Source organism: Streptomyces jumonjinensis, assembly GCF_009600885.1.
GTDB lineage: Bacteria > Actinomycetota > Actinomycetes > Streptomycetales > Streptomycetaceae > Streptomyces > Streptomyces jumonjinensis.
In genome coordinates this window covers 42143-68990 of record NZ_VCLA01000121.1, presented here as the reverse complement: position 1 = coordinate 68990, position 26848 = coordinate 42143, and the positions used below count along the sequence as shown (strand labels likewise).

19 protein-coding genes and 1 pseudogene are annotated in these 26848 nt (G+C 71.9%); 8 read left to right on the top strand and 12 right to left on the bottom strand.

Annotated elements, in window-relative coordinates; translation table 11 throughout:
* Nucleotides 1-60: 60 nt before the first annotated feature.
* Nucleotides 61-531, top strand: a complete 471-nt coding sequence (locus FF041_RS14505; protein ID WP_153523257.1) for an SSI family serine proteinase inhibitor — start codon at nt 61-63, stop codon at nt 529-531.
* 169 nt (nt 532-700) lie between these two features.
* The gene (locus FF041_RS14500) at nt 701-4867 is read left to right on the top strand and encodes a PAS domain-containing protein (RefSeq protein ID WP_323391862.1); all 4167 of its coding nucleotides are present in this window, start codon (nt 701-703) and stop codon (nt 4865-4867) included.
* An 80-nt stretch (nt 4868-4947) separates the two neighbouring features.
* On the opposite strand, the gene FF041_RS14495 is transcribed toward FF041_RS14500, so the two are convergent.
* From FF041_RS14495 to FF041_RS14465, 7 genes are all read right to left on the bottom strand, one after another.
* Nucleotides 4948-6594, bottom strand: a complete 1647-nt coding sequence (locus tag FF041_RS14495) for a long-chain fatty acid--CoA ligase (RefSeq protein WP_323391861.1) — start codon at nt 6592-6594, stop codon at nt 4948-4950.
* A gap of 229 nt (nt 6595-6823) precedes the next feature.
* Nucleotides 6824-7408 carry a SigE family RNA polymerase sigma factor gene (locus FF041_RS14490; RefSeq protein ID WP_153523226.1) on the bottom strand — a complete coding sequence of 195 codons (585 nt, stop codon included), beginning with the start codon at nt 7406-7408 and terminating at the stop codon, nt 6824-6826.
* 181 nt (nt 7409-7589) lie between these two features.
* Entirely contained in the window at nt 7590-8564 is a 975-nt protein-coding gene (locus tag FF041_RS14485; protein WP_153523225.1) for a DUF1906 domain-containing protein, read from the bottom strand.
* A gap of 52 nt (nt 8565-8616) precedes the next feature.
* Nucleotides 8617-9783, bottom strand: coding sequence for a lipid-transfer protein (locus FF041_RS14480; RefSeq protein ID WP_153523224.1), 1167 nt, complete (start codon nt 9781-9783; stop codon nt 8617-8619).
* Nucleotides 9780-10328, bottom strand: a complete 549-nt coding sequence (locus FF041_RS14475) for a MaoC/PaaZ C-terminal domain-containing protein (protein WP_153523223.1) — start codon at nt 10326-10328, stop codon at nt 9780-9782. The genes FF041_RS14480 and FF041_RS14475 overlap by 4 nt, the downstream gene beginning before the upstream one ends.
* 2 nt (nt 10329-10330) lie before the next feature.
* Nucleotides 10331-11392, bottom strand: a complete 1062-nt coding sequence (locus FF041_RS14470) for a bifunctional MaoC family dehydratase N-terminal/OB-fold nucleic acid binding domain-containing protein (protein WP_153523222.1) — start codon at nt 11390-11392, stop codon at nt 10331-10333.
* 164 nt (nt 11393-11556) lie between these two features.
* A complete protein-coding gene (locus tag FF041_RS14465) occupies nt 11557-11841 on the bottom strand; it encodes a hypothetical protein (RefSeq protein ID WP_153484891.1) in 285 nt (94 codons plus the stop codon).
* 321 nt (nt 11842-12162) lie between these two features.
* Here FF041_RS14465 and FF041_RS14460 point away from each other — a divergent pair, with 321 nt between their 5' ends.
* Both FF041_RS14460 and FF041_RS38975 read left to right on the top strand, forming a co-directional pair.
* Complete coding sequence (locus tag FF041_RS14460; protein ID WP_153523221.1) at nt 12163-13128, top strand: bifunctional DNA primase/polymerase; 966 nt, start codon at nt 12163-12165, stop codon at nt 13126-13128.
* Between the two features lie 189 nt (nt 13129-13317).
* Nucleotides 13318-14769: a serine/threonine-protein kinase gene (locus tag FF041_RS38975; RefSeq protein ID WP_194292582.1), complete on the top strand. Its 1452-nt coding sequence runs from the start codon at nt 13318-13320 to the stop codon at nt 14767-14769.
* Between the two features lie 46 nt (nt 14770-14815).
* On the opposite strand, the gene FF041_RS14445 is transcribed toward FF041_RS38975, so the two are convergent.
* The 3 genes from FF041_RS14445 to FF041_RS14435 all read right to left on the bottom strand — a co-directional run bounded on the left by FF041_RS14445 (nt 14816) and on the right by FF041_RS14435 (nt 20900).
* Nucleotides 14816-15820, bottom strand: coding sequence for a DNA polymerase Y family protein (locus FF041_RS14445; RefSeq protein WP_153523220.1), 1005 nt, complete (start codon nt 15818-15820; stop codon nt 14816-14818).
* 5 nt (nt 15821-15825) lie between these two features.
* The gene (locus tag FF041_RS14440; protein WP_153523219.1) at nt 15826-19419 is read right to left on the bottom strand and encodes a DNA polymerase III subunit alpha; all 3594 of its coding nucleotides are present in this window, start codon (nt 19417-19419) and stop codon (nt 15826-15828) included.
* Nucleotides 19420-19580: 161 nt separating this feature from the next.
* Nucleotides 19581-20900, bottom strand: coding sequence for an MFS transporter (locus tag FF041_RS14435; RefSeq protein ID WP_153523218.1), 1320 nt, complete (start codon nt 20898-20900; stop codon nt 19581-19583).
* A gap of 85 nt (nt 20901-20985) precedes the next feature.
* Between FF041_RS14435 and FF041_RS14430 the strand changes: the two genes are divergently transcribed.
* The gene (locus tag FF041_RS14430; RefSeq protein ID WP_153523217.1) at nt 20986-21486 is read left to right on the top strand and encodes a MarR family winged helix-turn-helix transcriptional regulator; all 501 of its coding nucleotides are present in this window, start codon (nt 20986-20988) and stop codon (nt 21484-21486) included.
* A gap of 162 nt (nt 21487-21648) precedes the next feature.
* Here the strand turns inward: FF041_RS14430 and FF041_RS14425 are convergent, their stop codons facing one another.
* Together FF041_RS14425 and FF041_RS14420 are read right to left on the bottom strand one after the other, a co-directional pair.
* The gene (locus FF041_RS14425) at nt 21649-22419 is read right to left on the bottom strand and encodes a GntR family transcriptional regulator (RefSeq protein ID WP_153523216.1); all 771 of its coding nucleotides are present in this window, start codon (nt 22417-22419) and stop codon (nt 21649-21651) included.
* 1190 nt (nt 22420-23609) lie between these two features.
* On the bottom strand, nt 23610-24413 hold the full coding sequence (locus FF041_RS14420) for a GntR family transcriptional regulator (protein ID WP_153523215.1): 804 nt from the start codon (nt 24411-24413) through the stop codon (nt 23610-23612).
* Nucleotides 24414-24565: 152 nt separating this feature from the next.
* On the opposite strand from FF041_RS14420, the gene FF041_RS14415 reads away from it, so the two are divergent.
* From FF041_RS14415 to FF041_RS37885, 3 genes and pseudogenes are all read left to right on the top strand, one after another.
* A complete protein-coding gene (locus tag FF041_RS14415; RefSeq protein WP_153523214.1) occupies nt 24566-25102 on the top strand; it encodes a VOC family protein in 537 nt (178 codons plus the stop codon).
* On the top strand, nt 25095-25898 hold the full coding sequence (locus FF041_RS14410; protein ID WP_153523213.1) for a MerR family transcriptional regulator: 804 nt from the start codon (nt 25095-25097) through the stop codon (nt 25896-25898). Before FF041_RS14415 ends, FF041_RS14410 begins: the two co-directional genes overlap by 8 nt.
* A gap of 548 nt (nt 25899-26446) precedes the next feature.
* Nucleotides 26447-26848: pseudogene (locus FF041_RS37885) on the top strand (RCC1-like domain-containing protein); the annotation flags it as partial.

The window sequence follows — 26848 nt, the reverse complement described above, 5'->3', positions numbered from 1 at the left end:
GCCGCCACGGCTCAGCTCCACTCCCTCAGACAACCGCTTCGAGCCCCAGGAGCACCCATGCTGCTGCGCCGCATCGTTCTCACCGTCTCCGCCTCCGCCGCCGCCCTCGGCGCGGCCGTGACCCCCGCCGGGGCCCTGACCCTGCCCTTCCCGCTGCCGCTGCTGTCCACGGCCGGGCAGCACCAGGGGCAGCACCAGGAACGCGACCGGCTCACCGTCGTCGTCTCCGAGACCGGCAACGCCCGCACCGACGGCCGGTACGAGCTGGAGTGCGACCCGGCCGGCGGCACCCACCCCGCCGCCGAGAGCGCCTGCGCCAGGCTGGACCAGCTGGCCCGGGAGGGCGAGAACCCCTTCGCCCCCGTCCCCGCGGACCGGATGTGCACCCAGCAGTCCGGCGGTCCCGCCACCGCCCGGGTGACCGGAACCTGGCACGGCCGCCCGGTGGACGCCACCTTCACCCGCAGCGACGGCTGCGAGATTTCCCGCTGGCAGACCATGGAGCCGGTACTTCCCAGCACCAGGTCATAGAGTTCATGGTCATCACACCTACACAGGGCCTCGGTATGAGCTCCCCCTCATCCGCAGCCCCCGGCACACCGTCAACCCTTAGACTCCCTTCAGTGACAGGCTGAGTTCCGAGGGGCAAGATGGGGCCGGCCGTCCGCTACATGCAGTTGGTCAGGGAGGAACGGTCGTCGTGAGCAGCAGGCCATCCCGAGGCGCTGCTCGCCTCGCAGCCATACTCGATGCCCTTCCTGACGGGCTGGTGCTCGTCAATTGCAACGGCACGGTCGTCAACGCGAACTCCATCGCGCTCGAACTCTTCGAGACCCCCGGCACCGCCCTGGTCGGACGCGGGCTGCTCGATCTGCTGCCCGCGTTCGACTCCCGGCTGATCCCCGGCTCCATGCGGAGCCCCGAGGCCGCCGACGAGCGCGGCCGTACCAAGCCCACCCGGATGATCGCCCGGCGTACGGACGGCGGCGAGTTCCCCGTCGAGGTCACCAGCGCCAGCCTTGAGGACGGGCGCGAGGCGTACGACTCGTACAACAACTACACCGGCGACGAGTTGCTCATGCTCGTCGTGCGCGATCTGTCCGGAACGATGGACACCGAAGCCGAACTGGCGCGCTCCCAGCGGCAGACCGAGATGATTCTGCGGGCCGCCGCCGAAGGCGTGGTCGGCACGGACACCGAGGGTCGCGTCGTGCTGGTCAACCCGGCCGCCGCGCAGATCCTCGGGTTCCGCGCCAGCGACCTCGGCGGCCAGGAGCTGCACCCGCTGATCCTGCACTCGCGCGAGGACGGCAAGCCCTTCCCGTACCCCGAGTCGCCGCTCGCGGACACCCTGCGGTCCGGGCGCAAGCACCGGGTGCGCGGGCAGGTGCTGTGGGCGAAGAACGGCTCACGGGTGCCGGTCGACCTCACCACCGCGCCGGTACGGGACGGGGACCAGCTCGTCGGCGCGGTGATGACCTTCACCGACCGGCGGCCCGGCGAGGAGCTGGCCCGGAAGCACGCCGCCGAGCTCGCCGAGACGGTCGAACGCTTCACCGCCGAACTCGCCGAGGCCGATGAGCGCTTCACCGCCGAGCTGGCCGACCGGTCGGAGCGGTACAGCGTCGAGATCGAGGAGCGCGACGAGCGCCATCTCGAACTGACCGCCCGGCACGACCAGCTGACCGCCGTGCTCAGGGAGTCCCTGCGCGGGCCGCTGGAGGAGCTCCGTACGGAACTGGGCACGCTCGCCGCCGACCCCGCGGGGCAGCTGTGGCCCGAGGCCAACCAGATCCTGCACCATCTGGCCGCCGGATACGCCCGGATGACCACGCTCATCGACAATGTCCTCGGCTTCCAGCGCCTCGACACCGGCCGTGAGCGGCTCGCCAAGACCAAGGTGCTGCTCGACGCGGTCGTGGCCGCCGGGATCGAGGGGGCGGTCGAGCTGATCGGGCCCGGGCGGGCCCAGTTCGCCGTGCACGCCCCCGCGATCGAGGCCGAGGTGGACGGAGCGCGGCTGGCGACGGCCCTCGCGCATCTGGCCGCCGATGTGGCCGGGGTCGACTCCACCGGAAAGGCCCGGCTGCTGCCCGACGGCGGCGGCCATGTCGACTCCACGGTCGTGGTCGCTGCGGCACAGCGCGGTCAGGTCGTACGCATCGAGGTGCGCGGGCCGTTCGCCGGCGGGGACCCGGTGCACGAGCCGATCGTGCGCGGAATCGTCCAGGCGCACGGCGGGGTGCTCCAGACGCACGAGGTGCCCGGGATGAGCGGCAGCGCGTACGTACTGGAGGTGCCGCTCGGCTCGGGCGCGGGGGCCGTGCCCGCCGGTGGTCCGGTCGGCGCCCCCGCCGGTCCTCCCGCCATCTCTCCCATGCCCGTCCCCGCCGCGGGTCCCGCCCGTCCGGCGGGTTCCTCCGAAGCGGTGAACCGGTCCGACTCGGTCAGCTCCGCGAGCGCGATGAGCTCCGCCAGTGCGATGAGCTCCGACGCGCCCGACGGCGGCGACTCCGGGCAGACCGGTTCTGTCGCGCTGCCCGCGCAGCCGACGGGGCCCCACAAGGCCGCTGAGATCGCAGGCGCAGGGGCCGCTGAGGCCGTGGAGACCGCGGAGGCCGGCCGGCGGCGGGCGCGGCGCGGATCCACGGACGCCTTCCTGGAGAGCTCGGTACCGGCTCAGGGCTCCACCGGTGTGGCCGTACGGCAGACCGCGCGGCCGGACGTTCCGCCGAGCCCCCAGCCGGGTTCTCAGCCAGGCCCTCAGCCGGGCCCCCAGCCGGGTCCTCAGCCGACCGGGCGGCGCAGGGCGACCGCTCACGGCGAGCAGCCGGACGAGCTGATCGGGGCGCAGGACCCGGGGCAGACCCTGGGCGGCGGCGTCGGCGGCACCGGCCGGCGGCGCGGGCGGCCGAGCCCCGCCGAGGAGTCCGTCACGCTCCCGGCCCCGGCCGGCGTCCAGCCCTCCGAAGGGGCCGTGGTCACGGCCGCGGAAGGCGCGGCCGGGCGTCCGGCGCTCGGCCAGGCGGTGCCTCCGCAGGGCATGCCGGGCCAGGGCGTGCCTCCCCAGGGCATGCTGAACCAGAGTGTTCCTCCGCAGGGCGTACTGAACCAGAGCGTGCCTCCCCAGGCCGCCCCCCCGCAGGGGCTGCCCGCCCAGAGCGCCCCCCAGGCGGTCCCCCCGCGAGGACTGCCCCAGCCCCAGACCGCGCCCCACGCCGCGCCGCCCCACAGCGGGATGCCCGAGCTCCCCGCCGCGGTCCCCGTGCCCCCGGGTCCGGGTCCCGTGCCCGCCGAGGCCATGGCTCCAGCCGGTTCCGCCGCCGGGCGGCGGGCCCGGCGGGTGCTCGCGCCCGCGCCCGCCGATGAGGCGGAGTCCGGGCGTACGGCGTTCGCGCTGCCGCCCGCCGAGGCCGACCGGATCCCGTCGCCGGGACCGGCCGCCGCCGACGCCTCGCTGCCGGGCCGGCACGATCTCGTACGGACCGAGCCGGGCGTCGACCACCACCACACCCCGCCCCAGCCCCACCCGCTGCCGACCGGCCGCCGCCGGGCCCACCCCGCCGACAACTCCACCGGTCAGCCCGCCCCCGCACGGGACGGGACACGGGACGGGACACGGGACGGGACACGGGACGAGACCGCCCCGGAGCGGCGTCCCCTCGCCATGCATCCGGCCGATGGGCCGGCCACCGGCTCGGTCTCCCTGCCGCTGCCCGACCTCGACACGCCCCCCGGCGTCCCCGGTCCGCTGCCCGCCGAGGCCCCGGTGCCACCGGCCGTTCCGCTGCCGGCCGACGCCTCGCAGGGACGCGCGTTCAGCGTGCGTACGCTCGGACAGGGCACGCCGCTCGCTCAGCCGCTCACCGAGAAGCAGGGCCAGGGTCAGGCGAACTCCGGTTCCGGCCGACGACGCAAACTCGCCACACCGCCCGAGGGCGAGCGGCCCGAACCGGCCGCCCGGCCGCACCCCCAGGCCGTGCCGCAGCCGGGGTCCCGGCTCCCCGCCGACCGGGCCGAGGGCCGTGCGTACGCCATAGGCGCACCCGACGAGGGCGCGGAGGGCCCCGAGCCGCTCGACGGTCCCGGCGGCGCGGTGGAGGTGACCAATCAGCCGCTGCCGAGGCCGGTGGACGACGAACTGCCCCCGGAGCCCCTGGACAACCCGCGCAGGCTGCTGGTCTGGCCCGCGCCCGACGTCTCCACCCAGCAGGCGCTGAGCGACCGGGGCTACCGTCCCGTCGTCGTGCACTCGCGGGAGGAGGTCGACGCGCAGATCGCCGCGTTCCCGGCGGCGCTCTTCGTCGACCCGCTGACCGGGCCCATCACCCGTACCGCACTCCAGTCCCTGCGTCAGGCCGCCGTGGCGGCCGAGGTCCCGGTGCTGGTGACGGCCGGTCTCGGCCAGGCCACCCGGGAGGCCGCCTATGGCGCGGACCCGGCCATCCTGCTGAAGGCGCTGGCCCCGAGGGACAGCGAACAGCATCCGTCCCGCGTGCTGCTGATCGAGGAGCACGAGGAGATCGCGCTGGCCCTCACCGACACGCTGGAGCGGCGCGGTATGCAGGTCGCACGGGCGGGCGCGGACACCGACGCCGTCACGCTCGCCGCGCAGACGCGGCCGAACCTGGTGGTGATGGATCTGATGCAGGTACGCCGCCGCAGGGCCGGGATCATCGACTGGCTCCGGGCGAACGGCCGGCTGAACCGTACTCCGCTGGTCGTCTACACCTCGGCCGGTCTCAACCGGGCCGATCTGCCCCGGCTCTCCTCCGGCGAGACGGTGCTCTTCCTCGCGGAGCGCTCCACCAGCAGCGAGGTGCAGTCGCGCATAGTCGATCTGCTGGCCAAGATCGGAACGAACTAGCCGGGCGGCCGGTCCCGATGAGCGGGGCCGGCCGGCCGGCCCCGCTCATCGGGGCAGAACCGGCCGGCCCGGCCGGCGGCCTACAGGCTGGTCACATCCAGCTCACCGTCCGCGTACTGCTTGCGGATCACCTTCTTGTCGAACTTCCCCACGCTCGTCTTCGGCACCGCCGGAACCACCGCCCACCGCTCCGGCAGCTGCCACTTGGCGATCCGCTCGGCGAGAAACGCCCTGAGCTTCTCGTAATCGGCGCTCGCGCCGTCCTTGAGGACGACCGTGGCGAGCGGGCGCTCGCCCCACTTCTCGTCGGGGACCGCGACCACGGCGGCCTCGGCCACCTCGGGGTGGGCCATCAGGGCGTTCTCCAGCTCGACGCTGGAGATCCATTCGCCGCCGGACTTGATGACGTCCTTGGCCCGGTCGGTGAGCGTGAGATAGCCGTCCGGGGCGATGACTCCCACGTCGCCGGTCTTCAGCCAGCCGTCCGCGCTGAACTTGTCCGCGGGCCGCAGCTCCTCGCCGCCCGCGCCGCCGTAGTACGCCCCCGCGATCCAGGGACCGCGTACCTCCAGCTCACCGGCGGACCTCCCGTCCCACGGCAGAATCTCGCCCGTCGGGCCGGCCAGCCGGGCCTCGACCCCGGTCGGCAGCCGTCCCTGGGTGAGGCGGTAGGACCGCTCCTCCTCCTGGGCGAGCCCGGCCGGGGGGTGCGCCATCGTGCCGAGCGGGGAGGTCTCGGTCATGCCCCAGGCATGGCAGAGCCGTACGCCGAGCTTGTCGTACGCGTCCATCAGCGCGGGCGGACAGGCCGCGCCGCCGATGGTGACGTTCTTCATGGAGGAGATGTCACGGGGGTTGGCGGTGACCTCCGCCAGCAGCCCCTGCCAGATGGTGGGCACGGCGGCGGCATAGCTGGGCCGCTCGCGCTCGATCATCTCGGCGAGGGGGGCGGGCTGGAGGAATCGGTCCGGCATCAGCAGACCGATGCCGGTCATGAAGACGGCGTGGGGCAGGCCCCAGGCGTTGACATGGAACTGCGGCACCACCACCAGCGCGGTGTCCCGGTCGTCGAGTCCCATCGACTCCCGCATGTTCACCTGCATGGAGTGCAGATAGATCGAACGGTGGGAGTAGACCACGCCCTTGGGGTCGCCGGTGGTGCCGGAGGTGTAGCACATCGCGGCGGCGGACCGTTCGTCCAGCTCGGGCCAGTCGAACTCGGCCGGGTGGGCCGCTATCAACTCCTCGTACTCATGCACCTGGGCGTCGCTGTCGGCGAGCAGCGCGCGGTCGCCGGGGCCCGAGACGACGATGTGCTCGATCGTGGGCAGATGGGGCAGGAGCGGCGCGAGGAGCGGGAGGAGGGTGCCGTTGACGATGACGACGCGGTCGGCGGCGTGGTTGACGATCCAGACCAGCTGTTCGGCGGGGAGGCGGAGGTTGAGCGTATGCAGTACGGCGCCCATGGACGGGATCGCGAAGTACGCCTCGACGTGCTCGGCGTTGTTCCACATCAGGGTGGCGACCCGCTGATCGCCGTCGATGCCGAGTTCATCGCGGAGGGCGCGGGCCAGCCGGGTCGCCCGCTCACCGGCCTCGGCGAAGGTGCGGCGGTGCGGAGCCTCCTGCCCGGTCCAGGTGGTGATCAGGGATTTCCCGTGGATCGTCATCCCGTGCCTCAGGATGCGGGACACGGTCAGCGGTACATCCTGCATGGTGCTCAGCACGGCGTCCTCCCGGTGGGCGCTGGCGCTACGTGGCAGTAGGGGTGTGCCGATTCTGCGCACATACCACGTGGTATGTCACTACCCGGGGGAGGGCGATTCGGCGGAAGATTCCGAAGCGCGCCCGGAAATGGCCGGTCGGGCGGGGCCAGGGGGGCGGAGACGGCGGAGACGGCGGAGACGGCGGGCCGGGCCGGGCCGGGACTGTCGAGCCGGGCCGGGGGCCGGGGACCTAACGGACCGGGGCCAGTTCCGGGTCCGCCCGGAGCTTGCCGAGCGCGCGGGAGACCGCGCTCTTGACGGTGCCGACCGACACCCCGAGCACCTCGGCGGTCTGGGCCTCGCTCAGATCCTCGTAGTAGCGCAGCACGACCATCGCCCGCTGCCGGTCCGGCAGCTTCATCACGGCCCGCCACATCGCGTCGTGCAGCACCTGCTGCTCGGCGGGGTCGGGGGCGGGCACGCTCTCCGGCTCCGGCAGCTCGTCGCAGGCGAACTCGTCCACCTTGCGCTTGCGCCACTGCGAGGTACGGGTGTTGAGCAGCGCCCGGCGCACATAGCCGTCGAGCGCCCGGTGGTCCTCGATCCGCTCCCACGCGACATAGGTCTTGGTGAGCGCGGTCTGGAGCAGATCCTCCGCGTCGCACGGGTTGGCGGTGAGCGAGCGGGCGGTGCGCAGCAGCACGGGCCCCCGCGCCCGTACATACGACGAGAACGACGTATAGCGAGCATGAGGCGCGTATCGCGCGTCGGCCCCGTACGACGGAGGCACCGGCAGGGCAGCCCTCGAAGCGGTTGTGCAGACTGGCGTGGTCATGGCCCCAACGCTAGGAGCGGGTACCGCTCGCGTGGATCGCCCGGAGGGCCTGAAGCCATGTCCCCCTCAGGTTGTACGGCTGATGCCGGCCCCACCTCCTGTAGGTGGAGAGGACCCTCAGAAGCGATGACGTCCCCTAGGGGCCGGATCGCGCCTCCGCCCGGGTGAAGTCCTGGTCCGCTCAGATACGGACCCGGGCCACGGGGGCGTCGGCCATGCTCCGCCCGATGGTCAGCCGATGGCCGCCGTACTCCTCGGTGATCTCTCCTGCGTACTGGTGGATACGCCGTTTGACCCGCCAGGCGTACGGATGGAGCGCCGCCTCGTCATAGAGCGATGGCCTGCGGTTCCATCGGACGAACCAGAGCGCGGAGGGCAGATCGCCGGTCCCGGCCCGGCGGGCCCGCTCCATATGGAGCACCCCCGCGTCGGCGTCGCTGTGCAGACCGGGGACATAGCCCTGTCGGCGTACCTCACGGTTCCAGGCGCGGACGAAGTCGAGCGTGGTGCGGACGCAGGAGGCGTCGTCCAGGTCGTACGACTTCAGGCTGAGATAAAGGGCGCTCCCCCGGTCCATGCCGAGCGCGCCCGCCGTGCGCACGGCCTCCTCTCCTTCCCGTCCGCCCTGGACGGCGGGGGCGCCGCCGATGGGCGTCTTCGGCGGGGTGCCGGGCGCCCCCGGGGAGGCGCCGGGCACGGGACGGCGGGTGCCCGGCGACCCCGGGGAGACACCCGGCGATTCCGGAGAGGCGCCGGACGCGGGGCGGGGGTCATGGGCGCACGGGGGCTGGGAGCCGACGAAGACCGGCAGCACCCGCCAGCCCATCCGGTGCACCTCGGCGACCCAGCGCCTGGTGAGATGCGGCTGATCGGGGCAGGCCCGCCCCCGGCCCGCGTAGGGCACGCCGACCGCTCCGTACGGGGACGCCTTCCGCCAGGCGCTCATCACGGCGAGCGACGGCGCCCGGCAGATGTCGAACGCCAGACCGCGGAAGGTCACATCGGTGTCCGCGGTGGTGTCGGGGAAGCCGGCGCCGGTCACCGGGGTGCCCGCCCGGCCGGCCCCGGCGGAGGGGGTCAGCAGCAGATCGGGCAGGCCGAGCAGCACGGTGAGGACGAGGGCCGCGGCGGCCTGGGCCCGGGGGCGGGTGCGCATGGCCCGAGTGAACGGCGGGCCGGGGCCTTCGGCCAGCGCTGCGGCCCTCCGCTCAGCCGTCCGCGCCCAGGATCAACCCGGACGTGGGAACGCCCGCGCCCGCCGTGACCAGGGTCCTGGCCGCACCCGGCAGCTGGTTCACCGAGGTGCCGCGGATCTGGCGGACGGCCTCCGCGATGCCGTTCATCCCGTGCAGATACGCCTCGCCGAGCTGCCCCCCATGGGTGTTCAGCGGGAGCGCCTCCCCGGCGAGGAAGTCCGCAGCCTCACCCGGTGCGCAGAAGCCGAACTCCTCCAGCTGCATCAGCACGAAGGGAGTGAAGTGGTCGTAGAGGATCGCGACGTCGATATCGGCGGGGGCGAGACCCGAGGTCCGCCAGAGCTGCCGGGCGACCACCCCCATCTCGGGCAGCCCGGTCAGATCGTCGCGGTAGAAGCTGGTCATCTGCTCCTGGGCCCGGCCCGCGCCCTGCGCGGCGGCGGTGATCACCGCGGGCGGGCGGGCCAGCTCCCGGGCCCGCTCCAGCCCGGTGACGACGAGGGCCTGGCCGCCGTCGGTCTCCTGGCAGCAGTCGAGCAGCCGCAGCGGTTCGGCGATCCAGCGGGACGCGGCGTGGTCGGCGAGGGTGATCGGACGGCCGTGGAAGTACGCGGCGGGGTTACGGGCCGCGTACCGGCGGGCGGTGACCGCGGCATGGCCGAACGCCTCAGGCGTCAGACCGTACGCGTACAGATAGCGCTGGGCCGCCATCGCCGCCCAGGAGGCCGGGGTGAGCAGCCCGGACGGCAGATTCCAGCCGAGCGCCGCCCCTTCGGCCGAGGGCTCCCGGCGCTGCACCCCGGAGCCGAAGCGCCGCCCCGACCGCTCGTTGAACGCCCGGTAGCAGACGACCACGTCGGCCAGGCCCGTGGCGACGGCGAGAGCGGCCTGCTGCACGGTGGCGCAGGCCGCGCCGCCGCCGTAGTGGACCCGGGAGAAGAAGGACAGCTCGCCGATGCCGGCGGCTTGGGCGACGGTGATTTCGGGGCTGGTGTCCATGGTGAAGGTGACGAGACCGTCGACATCGGCGGGGGAGAGGCCGGCGTCGTCGAGGGCGGCGTGCACGGCCTCCACGGCCAGCTTCAGCTCGCTGCGCCCGGAGTCCTTGGAGAACTCCGTCGCCCCGATCCCGACGACGGCGGCCCGGCCTCCGAGGGTGTCCTTGCGGCGGATGCTCATGGGGTGACCTCCGGGGGCGCGGGGGGCGTGGGGGCCACCGGCGAACCCGGCGAACCCGGCGAACCCGGCGGCTCCGGCGGCTCCGGCGGCTCCGGGAGGGTGACCGTCACGGTGCCGGTGACATGGTTACGGGCGCCGTTGACGCCGGTGATGCGTACGTCCACGGTCCGGCCCCCGGCCGGGCCATCGGCCGGGCCCCCGGCCGGGCCCCCGGCCGAATCCGCTACGGAGACGACCGTGCCGCGCAACACCATCGTGTCCCCGGGATAGTTGGGGGCGCCCAGCCGTATCGCGACCTTGCGGAGCATCGCGCGCTCCCCGAAGAAGTCCGTGATGTACCGCCCGACCAGGCCGTTCGTCGTCAGGATGTTCATAAAGACATCGGGGGAGCCCTTCTGGCGGGCCAGCTCCGCGTCATGGTGGACGTCCTGGTAGTCGCGGGAGGCCACCGCTCCGGCGACGATCAGGGTGCGGGTGATGGGGATCTCCAGCGGCGGCAGCTCATCGCCGGGGCGCACCGGGGGTCCGGCGGGGGAGGTCTCCATGGTCAGCCCCCGCCCTCAGCGGCTGCGCCGATCTGGCCGCTGGCCTGGCTGCCGACCGGGGCCGGGCCCGGCTCCACACGGAAGACCGGCACTTCCCACTCCTCGTCCACCCGGAGGAACTCCAGCCTCACCGGCATGCCGATCCGCACCTTGTCGTACGGCACTCCGGTCACATCGGCGACCATCCGCACGCCCTCGGCCAGCTCGATCAGACCGACCGCGTACGGCGGATCGAAGGCCGGGAAGGGCGGGTGGTGCATCACGACATAGGAGTAGACGGTTCCCTCGCCGCTCGCCTCGAAGGCGTCCCACTCGGCCGATCCGCACGTACCGCACCCCGGGAGCCAGGGGAAACGCGATGTGCCGCACCCCGAGCAGCGCTGGATCAGCAGCCGGTGCGCGGCCACCCCCGCCCAGAATCCGGCGTTGTCCCGGTTGACGACGGGGCGGGGCCGCCTCGGCCGTGGCTTCGAAGTCCCATCCGCCTCAGCAGGCGCGGCGGCCTCAGCCGAGGCGGCAGAGACGACAGGCGCGGCAGAGACGGCAGCGACAGCAGGCATGGCAGGCGCGGCAGGCGCGGCAGGCGCGTATTTCAGGATGCGGAAGCGATGGGTCCCGGCCGGCTCCCCGTTCGCCCGGATATCCATTCGCGTGGTCACGAAGTGGCCCGTGCCCAGCGCGGTGGTCTTGCGGTCCGACACCGACTCGATCACCGTGTCGAAGGTGATCCGGTCCCTGGGCCGCAGGGGCCGCAGATACTCCTGCTCGCAGTCGGTCGCGACCACCGAGGTGCACCCCGCCGCGTCGAGCAGCGCGAACAGCCCGTCCCAGGCGGCTGCACGGTCCGTATGCCCGGAGAGACCGCCCATCGTCCACGCCTGGAGCATCGTCGGCGGCGCGATGGCGTCCGGCCCCCGGTAGGCCGGGTTCGCATCCCCCATCGCCTCGCACCAGTGCCGGATCATGGGCTCGTTGACCAGGTCCTTGCCGATGCCCGCGACGTTCGCCGCCTGGCCCTCGTACTCCTTCAGCCTCTTGAGAAGGTCCTCCGACGGGTCGCTCATCCCCGCCTCCTCCCGGTACCCCCAGGGACAGTTTTCTGACTGTCCGTCAGAAATACTGTCCCTGTCAAGGTCGACAACGCGCGACGGCCCGCGCGACGGCACGTGAGAGTGCCACCGCGCGGGCTGTCGCCCGCCCCCCGCTCAACCCCCCATCGGGCCGGCCCTCAGAACCACAGAGGCGTGAAATTCACGGTGTGACTGTCCTGGTCGAACACGGTGAAGCCGGAGTTGTTCACATTGGCCGCGCCGGGCGTGGTCGCCACCTGCTGGATGGTGGACGAGTCGCCCAGGCCGTTGACGCCCCCGCCGACGATCGCCGCCACCGTCGCGCTCGATCCGTTGTCCGCGAAGACGCCGTTGTCGGCCGCGGCGACACCCGAGAGAAGCGCGACCGTGAGGGGCAGTGCGGCGGCGACGGCGAGAACGCGGGCGGTACGGATGCTAGCCATGTCTTTCCTCCATGAACCGGACGTGCGCGAGTGCGGCTTGCTCCCCGGGCAGTCGGCCGACAGTCCCGGATTCTGGTGACGACGTCGCGACCTCAGAATTGCCCAGCGGAACTCCGGCGAACCGCCCGTCGGACGACGTTTCCCCCTCAAGCGTGAGGTCGTATCGATAAACCTCCTTCACCACCCTCACCACCCCTCATCCCTGGATAACCGAGCACCAGTGGTCACAAGGGGCACAGCTTTTCCGTATATTTCCGGTCAATCGCTGCCGCCGCTCCCGCCAGTCTTCCGATCTTCGAACGGATGTACGAAAATAGAAGGATGGCCATCGCTGAACGGCAGCCCGTCGATCTGGCCCTCGCCCACGCTCTGGCCGCCGCGGAGCGCGGGTTCGCCGTGATCCCTCTGACGCCCGCCAAGCTCCCGGCGCTGCCCTCGCCGCACCGGGACGATCCGGCGGCGGGACGGTGTCTGGGCGAGTGCGGTCTGCCGGGGCACGGAGTCCATGACGCCACCGCCGACCCGGCCGGGGTCCGCGCCCTCTTCGCCGCCGCGCCCTGGGCGACGGGGTACGGCATCGCCTGCGGCAGAGCGCCCCACTGGCTGATCGGCATCGATCTCGACGTCGGACCGTCCGCACCACCCGGCTCCGTACCGCCCGGTTCCGTACCGCCCGGCTCCGTACCCCCAGGCCCCGCACCACCCGGCTCCGTACCCCCCGACTCCGTGGCCGGTTCTCTCGCCGCGCTCCGGCGTCTGGCGCTCCGGCATCTCTTCACCGTCCCCGAGACCGTCACGGTCCTCACCCCCAGCGGCGGCCGGCATCTCTGGTTGACCGGCCCGCCGGGCGTTCTCGTGCCGAACTCCGCGGGCAGGCTCGCCCCCGGCATCGACGTCCGCGGCACGGGCGGCTATCTGGTCGGCCCCGGCTCGGTCTCCACCCGTGGCGGCTACCGGTTCGCCCCGGACACCGCGGCGCGGTCCCCCGCGCCCTGTCCGCGCGCCCTTCTGCGCCTCATCGCGCCTCCCGCGCGCCCGCACCACCCTGCCCAAAGCGGTTCCCGCCAAGGCCAGGGCCAGGGTCTGGTCCAGTTCGTGCTGGCGGCGCACGAGGGGCAGCGGAACACCCGGCTGTTCTGGGCCGCCTGCCGCGCGTACGAGAACGGCATCGGCGAAACGCTGACCGACGCCCTCGCCGAAGCCGCGATCGGTACGGGACTGTCCGCCCGGGAGGCGTACGCGACGATCGCGTCGGCCCGGCGGCTCACCTCGGACCGGGGCCGCTGACGCGGCGCCGCGCCGGGTCCTCTCCCCCGCCGGCGATCGGGCGGAACGACCGCACCCTGTGGGACGTTGTGGAGACATACGCCTCATGCCCTGCTTTATACGGCGCTTCATACGGCTCAGGGCGGACAGCGTCCGATGGTGCACCACGCCGGTCGCGGCGGGACCGGCGGAAGCAGACAGGGGGACGGGATGCCCGATGAGCGGATCGGTGAGTATCTGATCGAGCGCCTGCTCGGCAGCGGCGGCATGGGCACGGTCTATCTGGGGCGCTCTCCCTCCGGACGGGCCGTCGCCATCAAGGTGATCCGCGCCGAGTTCGCGGCGGACCCGGCGTACAGAGCGCGGTTCCGGCAGGAGGTCGAAGCGGCCCGCAGAGTCGGCGGCTTCCATACGGCGGCCGTGGTGGACGCCGATCCGGACGCGCCGGAGCCCTGGATGGCGAGCGCCTATGTCCAGGGGCCCACCCTGGCCGACGCGATCGACCGTCAGGGCCCGTTCGACGAACGGTGGTTAAAGGCGCTGGGGGCCGGGCTCGCCGAGGCCCTGAAGGCGATCCATGCCTGCGGGCTGGTCCACCGGGATCTCAAGCCCGCCAATATCGTGCTCACCCACGACGGGCCGCGCGTGCTGGACTTCGGGATCGCGCGCGTGCTGGAGGAGACCCGGCTGACGGCCGCGGGGAGCGTCGTCGGCACCCCCGGGTTCGCCGCTCCGGAGCAGTTGCGCGGCCGGCCGGTCGGCGGGGCGTGCGATGTGTTCGCGCTCGGGGCGGTGCTGGTGGCAGCCGCGGGCGGACGGGCGTTCGGCAGCGGGGACGCGCTGCTGCTGGCGCACCGGGTGACGGCGGAGGAGGCGGATGTCTCGGCAGTGCCGGACGGACTGCGGGAGGTGGTCCTCGCCTGTCTGCGCAAGGAGCCGGCCGAGCGGCCCACCCCGGATGAGCTGCTGAGGATCTTCACCACCCGCGCCGCGCCAGGATCGCCCGGGAGCACCTCCCCCGGCCTGGTGATACCGGCCTCGCGGCCGGCCGGGGAGCCGGCCCCCGGCCCGCCCTCATGGCCGGTCTCGCCGTACCGCCCCCGGCCCCCCGCGCCGATGCGCTCGCCCGGTCTCTCCACCGCCCTTCAGTCCCCTTCCTATGTCCGCGGCCCGCGGAGCAGAGCGCTCCTGTCGCTGTGGAGTCTGCTGCTCGCGGCCGGGCTCGCCGGAGTGCAGCGGCTCGGCCCCGGATCCGGTCCGGGCGGCGTCCTGGTCACCGTCGCCGTGTCCGTGGCGGGGCTCGTACCGCTGTTCCTGCTGCTGCGGAGCCTCGGGGTGTTCGGCAGATACGAGGGGATCTGGGTCGGCGACGACGGGATCACCGTGCTCTGCGTCCGTTACGCCGCCGTGCTGAGCTGGACCGATATCGAGGCCCTTGAGCTGGATCTGCGCACCGGGGCCCGCTGGCTCGCCGTGCGGATCAGCGAGGACGGCACCCCGCTCCCCTCCTTTGTGAAGCCCCGCTGGGTCAGCAGGACGGACACCGGGGAGATACGCATCAGGACCGGCTGGCTGACGCCGTTCCTGGACAGCGTGCCGCTCCCCCGGGCGATCCGCTTCCATGCCCAGCGGCACCACATCCCGGTGACGGAGCTCCGCTGAGGCACGGGGACGCCGCTCCACCGTGCTCGGGGTCGCGGGCCGCACCTCAGCGGCGGGCGAGGGTCGCGGGCCGGACCGCCGTCTCGCCGAACCGGGCGCGGGCCCGGTCCGCCGATGACTCGATGCGCCGGGCCCGGTCGTCGGCGGGATCGAGGCTGAGCTGAACCGTGGCGTACGCGTCCGGCCGCAGTTCCTCGGCGCGCAGCCCGATGCCGCGGACGCGGGCGCGCTGGAGCCCGAGGGACGCGTAGAGGTCGTATCCGGCCCGGGTCAGCGCGGGGCCGTGGCCGGTGGGCTCGGGGAGAGCGCGGCCACGGCTGGTGGTGGATCGGTCGGCGTAGCGGACCGTCAGGGTCAGCCGCCGGGCGACGCGGTGCTCCGCCCTCAGCCGGATGCCGAGGTGCTCGCTCAGCGCGAGCACGGCCTCGCGGTGGCGGTGCGGATCGAGCTCATCGTGGGCGAAGGAGTGCTCCGCGCCGAGGGAGCGGGCCGGTTCGAGCGGGGTGACGGGCCGGTCGTCCAGGCCATGGGCGCGCTCATGGAGCCTCCTGCCCTGGACGCGGCCGAGCAGGCGTTGCAGGGTGCCGACGGGAGTGTCGGCGACCGCGCCGACGGTGTGCAGTCCATGGCGTACGAGAAGGGTGGCCACCGCGGGTCCGACCCCGTACAGCGCGCCCACCGGCCGGGGCCGCAGAAAGGCGGCGATCGCTTCCGGTTCCGGGCCGAGATGGGTGACCTCGCCGGGCGGGGTGGCGTCGGCGGCCATGGCCGCGAGCATCCGGTTGGGGCCGGAGCCGATGGTGGTGGCGACTCCGTACAGCGCGAGCGCGCGCATCCGGATCAGCTGGGCGAGACCGTACGGGTCGGTGCGGAAGTAGCGCAGCGCCCCGGTGACATCGCAGTCGGCGTCGGCGGGCGGGAGCGCCTGGGTGCGCGGGGTGAAGTCGTGCAGCAGCTCGATCAGTCGCTCGTACAGCTCCGGGTCGTACCCCTGGTCGTATCCCTGGTCGTCCAGGTGGCAGTGGATACGGAGCACCTGCCGTTCGGTCATGGCGATCACCCGGCGCTTCCGGGGCTGGTGTAGCCCAGGGTTCTGAGGTCGGGGGAGGGGGCGGCGGGGGTCGCGGAGCCGGCGGGCCTGAGGTCGGCCCAGGGGTGCAGGCTCGCCCCGGTCTCCTGGGGGATGGTGCGCCGCACCGGCCGCCGGCTGCCTGCGGCTTGCCCCGGTCCCTGGCGGCGCTCCGCCTGCCCCGGTCCCTGGCCGGCGGAGCCGAGCAGCCGGTGCACGGCCGCGGGTCCGCCGTCGCGCCGGGCCGTCGCCAGCGTCTCCAGATCCCAGGCCATCGTCCCGACGACGGTGGCGCGTCCGCCTCTGCGCTGGACGGTTCCGCGCACCAGCAGCAGCCCGGAGTGGAAGACCGTATGGGCGCAGGCGGGGTGGCTGTCCTCGAAGAAGGCGAGGTCGACCAGGCCGGAGCCGTCGTCGAGGGTGACGAAGATGATCCGTTTGCCGGAGGCGATGGGCGGGGTCTGGGTGGCGGCCCGCACCCCGGCGACCAGTACGGTCCGTCCGGCGCGGGCATCGCGCAGCCGGCGGGCGTCCGTCGCGCCGAGCTCGCGGAGCAGCCGCTGGTGATGGTCCATCAGATGCCCGCTCACATCGATGCCGAGGATGCCGAGTTCGGCGGCGAGGACTTCACTGCTGGTCATCTCCGGGAGTCCGGCGCTCTGCCGGGCGAAGTCGGCGAAGGGATCGGCGGCGGTTGCGGCTCCGGTGCCGACTGCGGGGGCGTACGCGTTCAGGGGCAGTTGTCCATCGCCGATGGGCCGGCCCCGGTACTGGCGGTGGAGCTCGGCGATCTGGAGCAGCAGATCGCGGCGGGTGACGCCGGGGTGGCCGTCGCGATGGCCGCGCAGCGGATCCAGGGCGCCGATGTCGGCGAGGTGCTCGGCGGTCGGCCGGTGGGGCCGGGCGCGCTGCCAGAGATCGTGGAGTGAGGTGTAGGGCTGGCCCGCGGCGATACGGGCGACCTCCTCCCCGCTGATCCCGCGCACCCCGGCCAGGGCCAGCCGTATGCCCCAGGCTCCGTCCGGCGTCTGTTCGACGGTGTACTCGGGACGGGAGCGGTTGACATCGACGGGGAGCACGGCGATGTCATGGCGGCGGGCGTCGGCGACGATGACCCGTTTCGGCCACATTCCGGGGTCGTGTTCGAGCAGTCCGGCGTAGAGGGCCGCTGGATAGTGCGCTTTCAGCCAGGCCGACTGAAGTGCGGGCACGGCGAAGGCGACGGCGTGGGCGCGGGCGAAGCCGTAGGCGCCGAACGCCTCGACGGTCTCCCAGACCTCCTCCCGTACGGCGGGCGGGTAGCCGCGCGCGGCGGCCTGCCGGTGGAACCAGTCGCGTACCTTCGGCAGCCGTGCGCGGTCGCTGAGGGCACGCCGGGCGTAATCGCCGAAGGCCAGGTCGCAGCCGGTCATGAGGGAGAGGATCTCGATGATCTGCTCGTGCCAGATCACCACGCCGTAGGTGTCGGACAGCACGCTTTCGAGCGCGGGGTGGGCGTAGGAGGGGGCGCGGCCGTGGCGGGCGGCGACATACCGCTCGGGCATTCCCCCGGCGACCGGTCCCGGCCGGAAGAGGCTGATGTCGGCGATGACGTCCTGCGGGTCGCGGGGCCGCAGCCGGCTGAGCAGATCCATCTGGCCCGGGGACTCCAGCTGGAACATCCCGAGGGTGTCCGACGCCCGGATGAGCTCGAAGGCGGCGGGGTCGTCCAGGGGGACCTGGCGCGGGTCGTCGAGGTCGATACGGCGGCCGGTGACGCGTGCGATCTCGGCGGTGGCGTGGGCCATCGCGGACTGCATCCGGACGCCGAGAATGTCCAGCTTGATCATTCCGAGGTCCTCGACGTCCTCCTTGTCGGCCTGGACCATGGGGTAACCGCCGGTCGGCGTCGGCTGTACGGGGAGCCGGTCGAGCAGGGCGGCATCGGTGAGGATCACTCCGCAGGGGTGCATGGCCATGCCCCGGGGGAGCGCGTCCAGACCTTCGGCGAGCTCGAAGAGGAGCCGGTACGGGGCGGCTTCGGCGGCCAGCTGCCGCAGCTCGGGGAGTTCGGCGAGAGCGGCGGTGATGTCCGAGGCGCGGATATGGGGAAACGATTTTGCGATCCGGTCGACCTCGGCGGGGGCGATGCCCAGGGCGAGTCCGGTGTCCCGGAGCGCGTGCCGGGCCCGGTAGGTCTCGGGCATGCCGGTGACGGCGACCCGCTCCCGTCCGAACCGCTCGATGACCCGGTCGTAGACGTCGAGACGGCGCGCGGACTCCACATCGAGGTCGATATCGGGCAGATCGGTGCGCTGCCGTGACAGAAAACGTTCGAACAGCAGCCGATGGTCCAGCGGATTCGCGGTGGCGATATGGAGTACGTGGTTGACCATGCTCCCGGCCCCGGAGCCCCGGGCGGCGACCCGGATGCCCATCTCGCGGATGTCGGAGACCACCTGGGCGACGGTCAGAAAATACGTATCGAACTCCAGTTCGGTGATAAGTGCCAGCTCTTGTTCGAGACGGGACCGGGCGGCGGGGTCGCGGTCCAGGCCACGGCGGATCAGACCGGCCTCGCACCGCTCGCGCAGCACCCGGGCGGCGTCGGCGGCGTCCACCGCGCCGACGGTGCCCGGCTCGGGCAGATGCCGCTGTCCGATGCCCAGGTCGGCGACGGGGTCCACCCGGCAGAGCGCCGCGGTGCGGGCGGTCTCCGCCAGCAGTTCCCGGGCCCGACCGAGGCCGAGCCCGGCCGCCTCGGCGATCCGTCCGGCGGCGGCGCGCATGGCCGCCGGGTCCTTGAGCCAGCGCTCCCCGGAGTCGAGCCGGCGGCGGTCGACGGGGCGCAGCAGCCGGGCCGCGTCGAGCACATCGGCGGTCCGGTGCTGCCGGGCGTCGGCGTACCGTACGGCGTTGGTCAGCACGGCGGGCACTCCGGTCCGGTCGGCGAACCGGAGCGTATGGGCGGCGAGCCGCAGCGAGCCGGGGCCGGCGCCGGGGCGGCCGTGTCCCACGGCCTCCAGTCGCAGGGCCGCGCCGAAGACCTCGCGCCAGGGGGCGAGCAGCCGTTCGGCGAGATCCGGCCGTCCGGCGGAGAGGGCGCGCAGGGGTTCGGAGAGGGGGCCGAGCAGGGCGATCAGCCCGCTTCCGGGGCTGCTTCCGGGACCGCCTCCGGCACCGCTTCCGGCGTGGCGTCGCAGGGCCTCCCACGAGACGACGGGAAAGCCGTCCACAGGCCGGGCGTGCGCGGCCGACGTCAGCCGGCAGAGCGCCGCCCAGCCCCGGGCGTCGCGGGCGAGCAGGGTGATGCGCAGGGGCGGCTCCTGGAGGTGGGCGCCGCCGCGTACGGGGGCGGGCCGCCGGTGCGGACGTACCGGAACCAGCGCCTCGACGGCGAGATCGACACCGAGCACCGGCCGTACGCCCCGCTCCCCGGCGGCCTTGGCGAACCGCACCACTCCGGCGACCGAATCCCGGTCGGTCACCGCGAGGGCGCTCATGCCTCGTTCGGCCGCCCGCTGGACCAGCGCATGGGGGTGGGAGGCGCCGTAGCGGGCCGAGTAGCCGGACGCGACATGCAGATGCGTAAAACCCTCCATGCCGCACCTCCAGCCATGAACCCCGCTACCCCTATCGTACGAATCACCCCGAAAAGTCTCATCGAACCTCTGTTCGAAAAGCGTATCGCGTGAGGGTGGGGGAGGCGAATGGGATGGGAGGGGCCTGGGTGCCCTGGCGGCCGATCCGACTCAGGCTTCGTTCACGCTGCGGACTCAGGCTTTGGATCGACTCCGGCCGGCCCGCGCGGCCGGCCGGAGTCGGCGCTCGCCACCCCGGGAAGCAGCAGCACCGCCAGATTGGCGGCGGCGACCAGGACGGCGGCGACCGCCAGGGGCAGCCCCGCACCGGCCGGCGCGGCGAGCGGCACGGCCAGGGCGAGACCGAGAGGGCGGGCGGCGAAGGAGATCAGCGTGTCGCAGGAACCGACCCGGCCCAGCTTCTCCCGCGGTACCCGCCGCTGGAGCTCGGTCTCCCAGAGCGGGCTCAGCGCCCCGAGTCCGGCCATCGCCGCGAACTGGGCGAAGGCGATCACGGGCACGGGCAGCCGCAGGGCGAACGCGAGCAGCGGAAGCGCGTAGAGCGCCGCGCCCACGGCGACGACGACCAGGGGACGGCGGACGGGCAGCCGGCCCGCGGCGTACACACCGAGCAGCATGCCCGCGGTGCCGACCTGGGTGATGAGCACCCAGGACGTCTCGCCGCCGAGGTCGCGCACGGCGATCAGGGGACCGAGGGTCAGCAGCAGACCGGACGCCAGATGCCAGACGCCGTGGGCGAGCACATTGCCGAGGAACCAGGGGTGCCGGCGGATCTCGGCCCAGCCCTCGCGCAGTTCGGCGGCCATGCGCGGTTCGGCGGTCGTTCCGGAAGCGGTCGCCGGCCGTTCGGCGGTCGTTCCGGAAGCGGTCCGCGGCCGTTCGGCGGTCGTTCCGGAAGCGGTCCGCGGCGCGGGGGGCGCGAGCGGGGCGGCGATCCGGCCGAGGGTGGCGGCGGAGGCCAGGAACAGGGCCCCGGTGAGCAGAAAGGCCCAGCCCACACCGGCGGTGAGCGCGAGCCCGCCTGCGACAGCGGGGGCGGCGACGCCGGCGAGCCCCTGGGCGATGCCGAGCCGGGCGTTGACACGGAGCCGTTCCGGTTCGGCGATCACGGCGACGACGAGCGTACGGACGGCGGGGGTACCGAAGGCCACGGCGGCTCCGGTGACCGCGGAGAGCACGGCCAGCACCGGGATACGCGCCTGCCCGGAGAACAGCTCGGCGGCGATCGCGAACTGCGCGGCGGCCCGCACCAGATCGGCGGCGAACACCACACGCCGGGGCGGCAGCCGGTCGGCGGCCACGCCCGCGACGGGCAACAGCAGAAGCATCGGTACGAGCTCACAGGCCAGCACCAGCCCGAGGTCGGCGGCCGAACCGGTACGGACGAGGGCGAGCGTCAGGGTGAGCGGGATCAGCGCGGTCGCGAGCACGGCACAGCTCCGGCCCGCCAGCAGCCGGACCGAGGGCGAGAGGTTGATCATGAGAGAGGAGGTTAGTTCGCCAGTTAAATATTAGCTAGCGAAATATCTGCGGTGGCTCTCCTCGGCGGCGTAGCACAATGACCGGATGGAGGACTCCGTCGACCGACATATCGCCCGCTGGCGGAATAAAGCGCCCTTTGACGAGCGGGTGGAGGGGATCGTCACCCGTATCCAGCTGCTGACCAGGCATGTGAAGCAGGCCAAGAGCAGAGCCCTGGCCGAAGTGGAGCTTCAGGAGTTCGAGTTCGAGACCCTGCACCGGCTGGCCTCACGCGGCGAGCCGTGGCGTGCCGCCCCGTCCGAACTCGCCGCCGAACTGGTGGTCTCCCCGGCGGGCATCACCGGACGCATCGACACCCTGGAGAAGTCGGGCCTGGTCCGCAGAGTCCGCACGGACGGCGACCGCCGCCGGGTCGGCGTCGAACTCACCGCATCGGGCCACGCCCGCTGGCTGGAGGCGATGCGGCTGTGCGACACGGCCGAATCGACCCTGGTGGGCCCGCTCGCCCCGGCCGAGCGCGACACCTTGAACGCGCTGCTGAAGCGGATGCTGCTGGAGGCGGAGGATCCCGGGACGACGGACTGAGACGGTGCCGGGCGGATGGCCCGCACCTCCAGGGGGGGGACCTCTCCAGGAGCTACAGGACCAAGGCCCGGCCGGACGGCCGGCGGAGACAGCCGAGCGGCAGCGCACACACTGAGCGGCCCGCCCGCGACGCCCGCCGCCCTCCGGGCAGGCGTTCGCGGCTCATTCGGGTTTCAGGTCGGGCCGGCGGCCGAGGGGAAGCGCGTCGTAGATCAACTCGATCTTGTCGGCGGGGGCCACCACCCTCAACAGCTCAAGGACCTCGCCACCGGTGGTACGCGTGATCCGCTGCACCCGCAGGACCGGCACGGCGGTGCCGATCTGGAGCTGGGAGACCTCATGGGCGGTCGGCATTCCCGAGGTCACTCGCTCGTCGGCGCTGACAGGCGGGAGTCCAGCGGCGATCAGGGCGCCGAAGACCCCGCCGACCACCTTGTTCCGACCCGAGATGCCGGCCTGCTCGGCGATCGCCTTGGGGTACCAGGCGTGCTGGACCTGAATGATCTCCTCCCCGATGAGCGCGTTCCGGCGACGGTAGACGAGATCGGCGCCGGGCAGCAGGCCCAGGAGGGCGGCAAGGCCGTCATCCGCGCGAAGGCGTTCCACATCGGCCACCGCCATACGGCCGTTCAGACCTTGCGCGGCACACGCCGCCTCCCAGGGCCCTCTGTCCCTCCCCGGCCGCATGACACTGCCGTACCGGCTCAGGGGAATCCGCACCACACTCCGGTCGCGGACGAGCGTACCGAGCTTCTTGCGGACGACCACGAACCCCTGGTTCGCCAGTTCGGCGAGCGCAGACCTCACGGTCTGCCGAGCCATTCCGTATTCGTCCATCAGGGCGATGATCGGGGGAAGAGTCGTTCCGGCCCGGAACTCCCCTTCTTCGATGCGTCGCCGCAGGTCATCTGCGAGATCGCGGTAACCGCGCACATCGACCTCCTCCCTGGCGCACCTATGCCGGGGCCGTTCCGTTCTTCGGGCGTCCACTGCCGAGAAAGGGGTACGACCCGTTCCTGACGCTGCCGCAGCTCGTCATACCCCTGGAGGGGTCCAGAAACGCCGGGGGTGGCAGCGCGGCTGACGGCCCGGCACCCGCCTGTACGAACACCGCACGGCGCAGCGCCCGGAGCCCGTATCACGAGAAGCCTGCCCGGCAGACCGGGCAGGCTTCTCACGATGTGGTCGGTCGACCCCTCCGGCTAACTCTCGTCAACCTCCCGCTGCCCCCTGTCACCGCTCCTCATCCGGGCCTGCACCAGCGGGACGAGCACCGCCGAAACGGTCGCCCCTGTCGCCACAGGGGTGGCAAGAGACGGGGCGAAGTGCGACATAGCCATCACCATCAGCCCGACTCCGGCAACGGCAGCACCCCAGAACACACCCCGCCGACGCCCGGAGCGACGCGATCCGGAGGGGCGGCGAGCTGCGATGTCCGGCTTCGCCTGATTGGAAGCTTTGGCCTCAGTGGGTACTGTCATAGACGGCCTTCTCTCTAGCCAGGGATTCGGCCAGGGCGGCTCCCGTGCCAGCGGGGGCCGCCTTTCCTTTGCGGCCTCGCCACCCTGTGGGCATCAATGGTGGCACCAGAAAGAGGCAACACCAATCCGCTTCTCCACAGGGGGTGTGGAGAAGCGCCTCCACTCTGGGGATAAACACACAATTCCTGTGCATGAAGGTGATCAATTAGGCAACCATCTCCCGGATGCACACCATCCGACCTGCACCTTCATCTTTCGGTCCGCTGTGGGCAAAGTTTTTTTCAACGACTTTCAGTCACTAAACGGAATTGTTGACTCCGCTGCTACTTCTATCCGCGTAGAGTTCCCGTGTCGAAAACTTCGACCATATCAGGGGCCTCCGACATTTCTTGGCAACAGCAAATATCAGCCGTCAGTCATAAATAAGCCATCCTCGACTGAAGTGTTCCTCATGCCGCTTTTCCTGCCATGAACGGATGAATCGTCAGCCGAACACGGCAGGTGGTAGGTGACCGCACTGTCTGCGGGAACGACCACGACCGCACCAGGAGGTTCTGGACCTCGGGGGCAGGCGGCGGCAGGATCAGTAGGCAGCGGTGCACCAGAAGGCCCACGCCTGAACGGCGCGGGCCTTGACCTGGATCAGTTCGTATAGAAGTCGGCGCTGGCCGGCTGCACCGGCCAGCGCGCGGCTCCCCGCCTGGTGATCGGATAGCGCACGGAGAACAGCTCGGCACTCATCCTGATGTCGTTCGCCTCCACGACGAGCGGCCGGCCATCGATCTTCACCGTCGATGTGCGGATGACACGGAGCAGCGGCACACCGGAAGGCAGCAGCAGCGCACCCGCTTCCGCCGGACTCGGAGTCACCGCGGTCACCCCCTCCTCCCAGACGATCGGCTGTTCCGCCCACTCCTCGATCCGGTCGTAGATCCCGCCGAGCCCCGAATCCCCGGCAAGGACCGGAAGGGCCTCGACCGCCGCCGGATGGAGCCAGCTGTCGGTGAGTTGCCGGTGGAGCTCGTTCTCCGGATCTCCGTTCAGACGCTTCCTGGCTATCACGGGCGTCCCCGCCTCGATGCCCAGCAGATCGGCGATATCGCCGGGAACAGGCTCGGTCGTCACGGTCGTCCGGGTACCCGGCACCAGCCTCCAGTGCTGGACGTTCGCACCGGAGTAGTAGCCGAGATGATCCCGCTCCATACCCCTGGATCGCACCAGCCGGGTCACGGGCCGCTCCCGCACGGTCGTCCCGGAGCGGCCTCCCCGGTACTCGACGAGCCCCTCCCGCTTCAGCAGATTCAGGGCCTCCCTCACCGTCTGCCGGGACACTCCGTGCTCCTCGACCAGCCCGGTCATCGTCGGCAACCGGTCACCGGCCCTCAGTTCCGCTCGCTGGATGCGACCTCGCAGCTCAGCCGCGACCTCCTCCGCGGTGCGTGCCATCCGACGCCTCCTCTCCACGCCATCCCGATGGGTGACTCACCCTCACGTGCTAGCTGTACCCGGCCACAACGTCGGTCGCATCGTCGGAGGTAAGGCGAGATTCACGGATCCGGCTTGACCCTCACGTTGCGTGAGGCTGAAGGGTGGGGTGCATGAGTGACTACTACAACGCGTTCGAGATGAGTCCCGTGCCCGCCCCCGGCCCGGATGCGGTTCCGCCGGAGCCGTTCCGTGGCATCTATGGAATGCCCGCGTTCGTGACGATCCCCACGAGCGATTTGGCGGCGTCGGTGGACTTCTGGAGTCGTGGGCTCGGGTTCTTCGAGCTGTTCAGCATCCCCGGCAGGCTTGTGCATCTGCGCCGGTGGGCGTTCCAGGACGTACTCCTCGTCCCGGCGGCGAGCGTTCCGGAGCAGACACCAGCGGTGAGCCTCAGTTTCGCGTGTGTGCTCAGCCAGGTCGATTCCCTTGTCGAGGCCTGTCGTGCGTTGCGCCCGAACTCGGTCGATGGTCCACGCGATACCCCCTGGAACACCCGCGATGTAGTGGTGATCACCCCCGAGAACGCACGGATCGTTTTCACTGCGGCGAAGCCCTTTGATCCGGCCAGTCAGGAGGCGCGGAACCTTGAAGCCATCGGGATCACCCCACCGGGCGCCGGTCGCGGCGACAATGGGGAGCATGCCTGATGCCACTGACGCCGATGGCCTGACCGTCGGTCAGGTCTCGACGCGTCTGGGCGTGACAGTCCGCGCGCTGCACCACTGGGACGAGATCGGTCTGGCGCGACCGTCGCTGCGCACAGCTGCCGGATACCGGCTCTACACCGCTGGTGATCTGGAACGCCTGCACCGCATCGTCGTCTACCGTGAGATCGGTCTCGGCCTGGACAGGATTCGGACCGTCCTGGACGACTCGCCCGCAGACGTGCCCGGCGCACTGCGCGCGCAGCGCACCCAGGTCGCTGAACGGATCGACCGCCTCCAGCAGCTCAGCGCCGGACTGGACCGGATGATCGACGCCCACGAGCGCGGCCTGCTGCTGACCGTCGACCAGCAGGCCGCGATCTTCGGCCCCCAGTGGAACCCGGACTGGCCCGCCCAAGCCCGTCAGCGCTACGGAGACACGACGCAATGGCTGCAGTACGCCGAACGCTCAGCCTCTCGCGGCCCGGAGGAATGGCAGGCCATCGCCGACGCCATTGCCGGCCTCGACCGCGCCCTCGGGGATGCGATGGACGCCGGCGTCACACCTGGTAGCCCGGAAGCGAATCAACTCGTCGAGCGGCACCGCGAAGTTTTTGCTTCGTACTTCCCCCTCACCAGGCAGATGCAGGTCTGTCTCGGCCGCAGGTATGAGGCCGATCCGGCATTCGCCGCCCACTACGACGGCATCCGCGCCGGCCTTGCCACATGGTTCCGTCGAATCGTCGACGCCAGCGCGCGCGCCCACGGCATCGACCCCGACACCGCGACCTGGCAGTAGAGCGCGGGTCCGGCAGCCTGCACCTGTGGGGGCGTCCGATGCCTTCACGAGCCCGGAGGTTCTCCTGACTCACACAACTGCCCGTCTGACCCCTCGCGGAAGGCGGCTGATCACCGAGCGGTCTCATGCGGGAGGTCGACTTCACCCTCCCCGAGGAGGGCTGGGGTGAAGTCCTGCTCTCCACCAGCACCCCTCTCGGGATCGGGCTGGACCGACACGGGGGAGTCCTTCGACACACGCGGGCTCAAGAAGCGGGCGCAGAAGGCCACCCGGCCCGTACCCATCCCACCCGTCCTGGTCCGCATGATCCGCGACCACCTCAAGGAGTTCGGCACCGCCGACGACGGCCGCCTCTTCCGGTCGCCCCGCGCCCTACGGAGCGTCGGAATCCTATATTCCGACGGCTGCTTGATTAACCATCCGTTCAGGTGATCCCGAAGCTCAGGTAGTGCGCGGCGCATTCGATGTCCGCTACCCATGAGGCCCATCAGTTCTCCGTGGCGCAGAAGTCTCTCGCTGCTCCTGTGTCACGCGATCGTGGAGGCCAAATGAACGTGCGCTTAAACGGCCAGCGCCGCAATACCCCGGTACGTGCCCTCCTGCTGGCGCTGCTGACCATCGTCGTGACCTGGGCGGTCCTACCCGCCGCTACCGCCCAGGAAGGACGGCTCAAAGGTTGGGGAGCCAACGACAATTACCAGCTCGGCGGTGTCGTCACCAGCGCCAAGTACCAGCCCGTGACCATCCCCGGCGCGACGGGCAGTGATATCAACAGCCTGGCCGCCGGGTACTACCACAGCCTCTCGCTGCTCTCCAACGGGACAGTGGAGAGCTGGGGTCGTAACGCCGAGGGGCAGCTGGGCATCGGCAGCACCGCCGCTCAGGATCAGGCGTCCACTGTCACCGGGCTCCGTGGCGTGGTCGCGGTCGCGGCCGGGAACAACCACAGT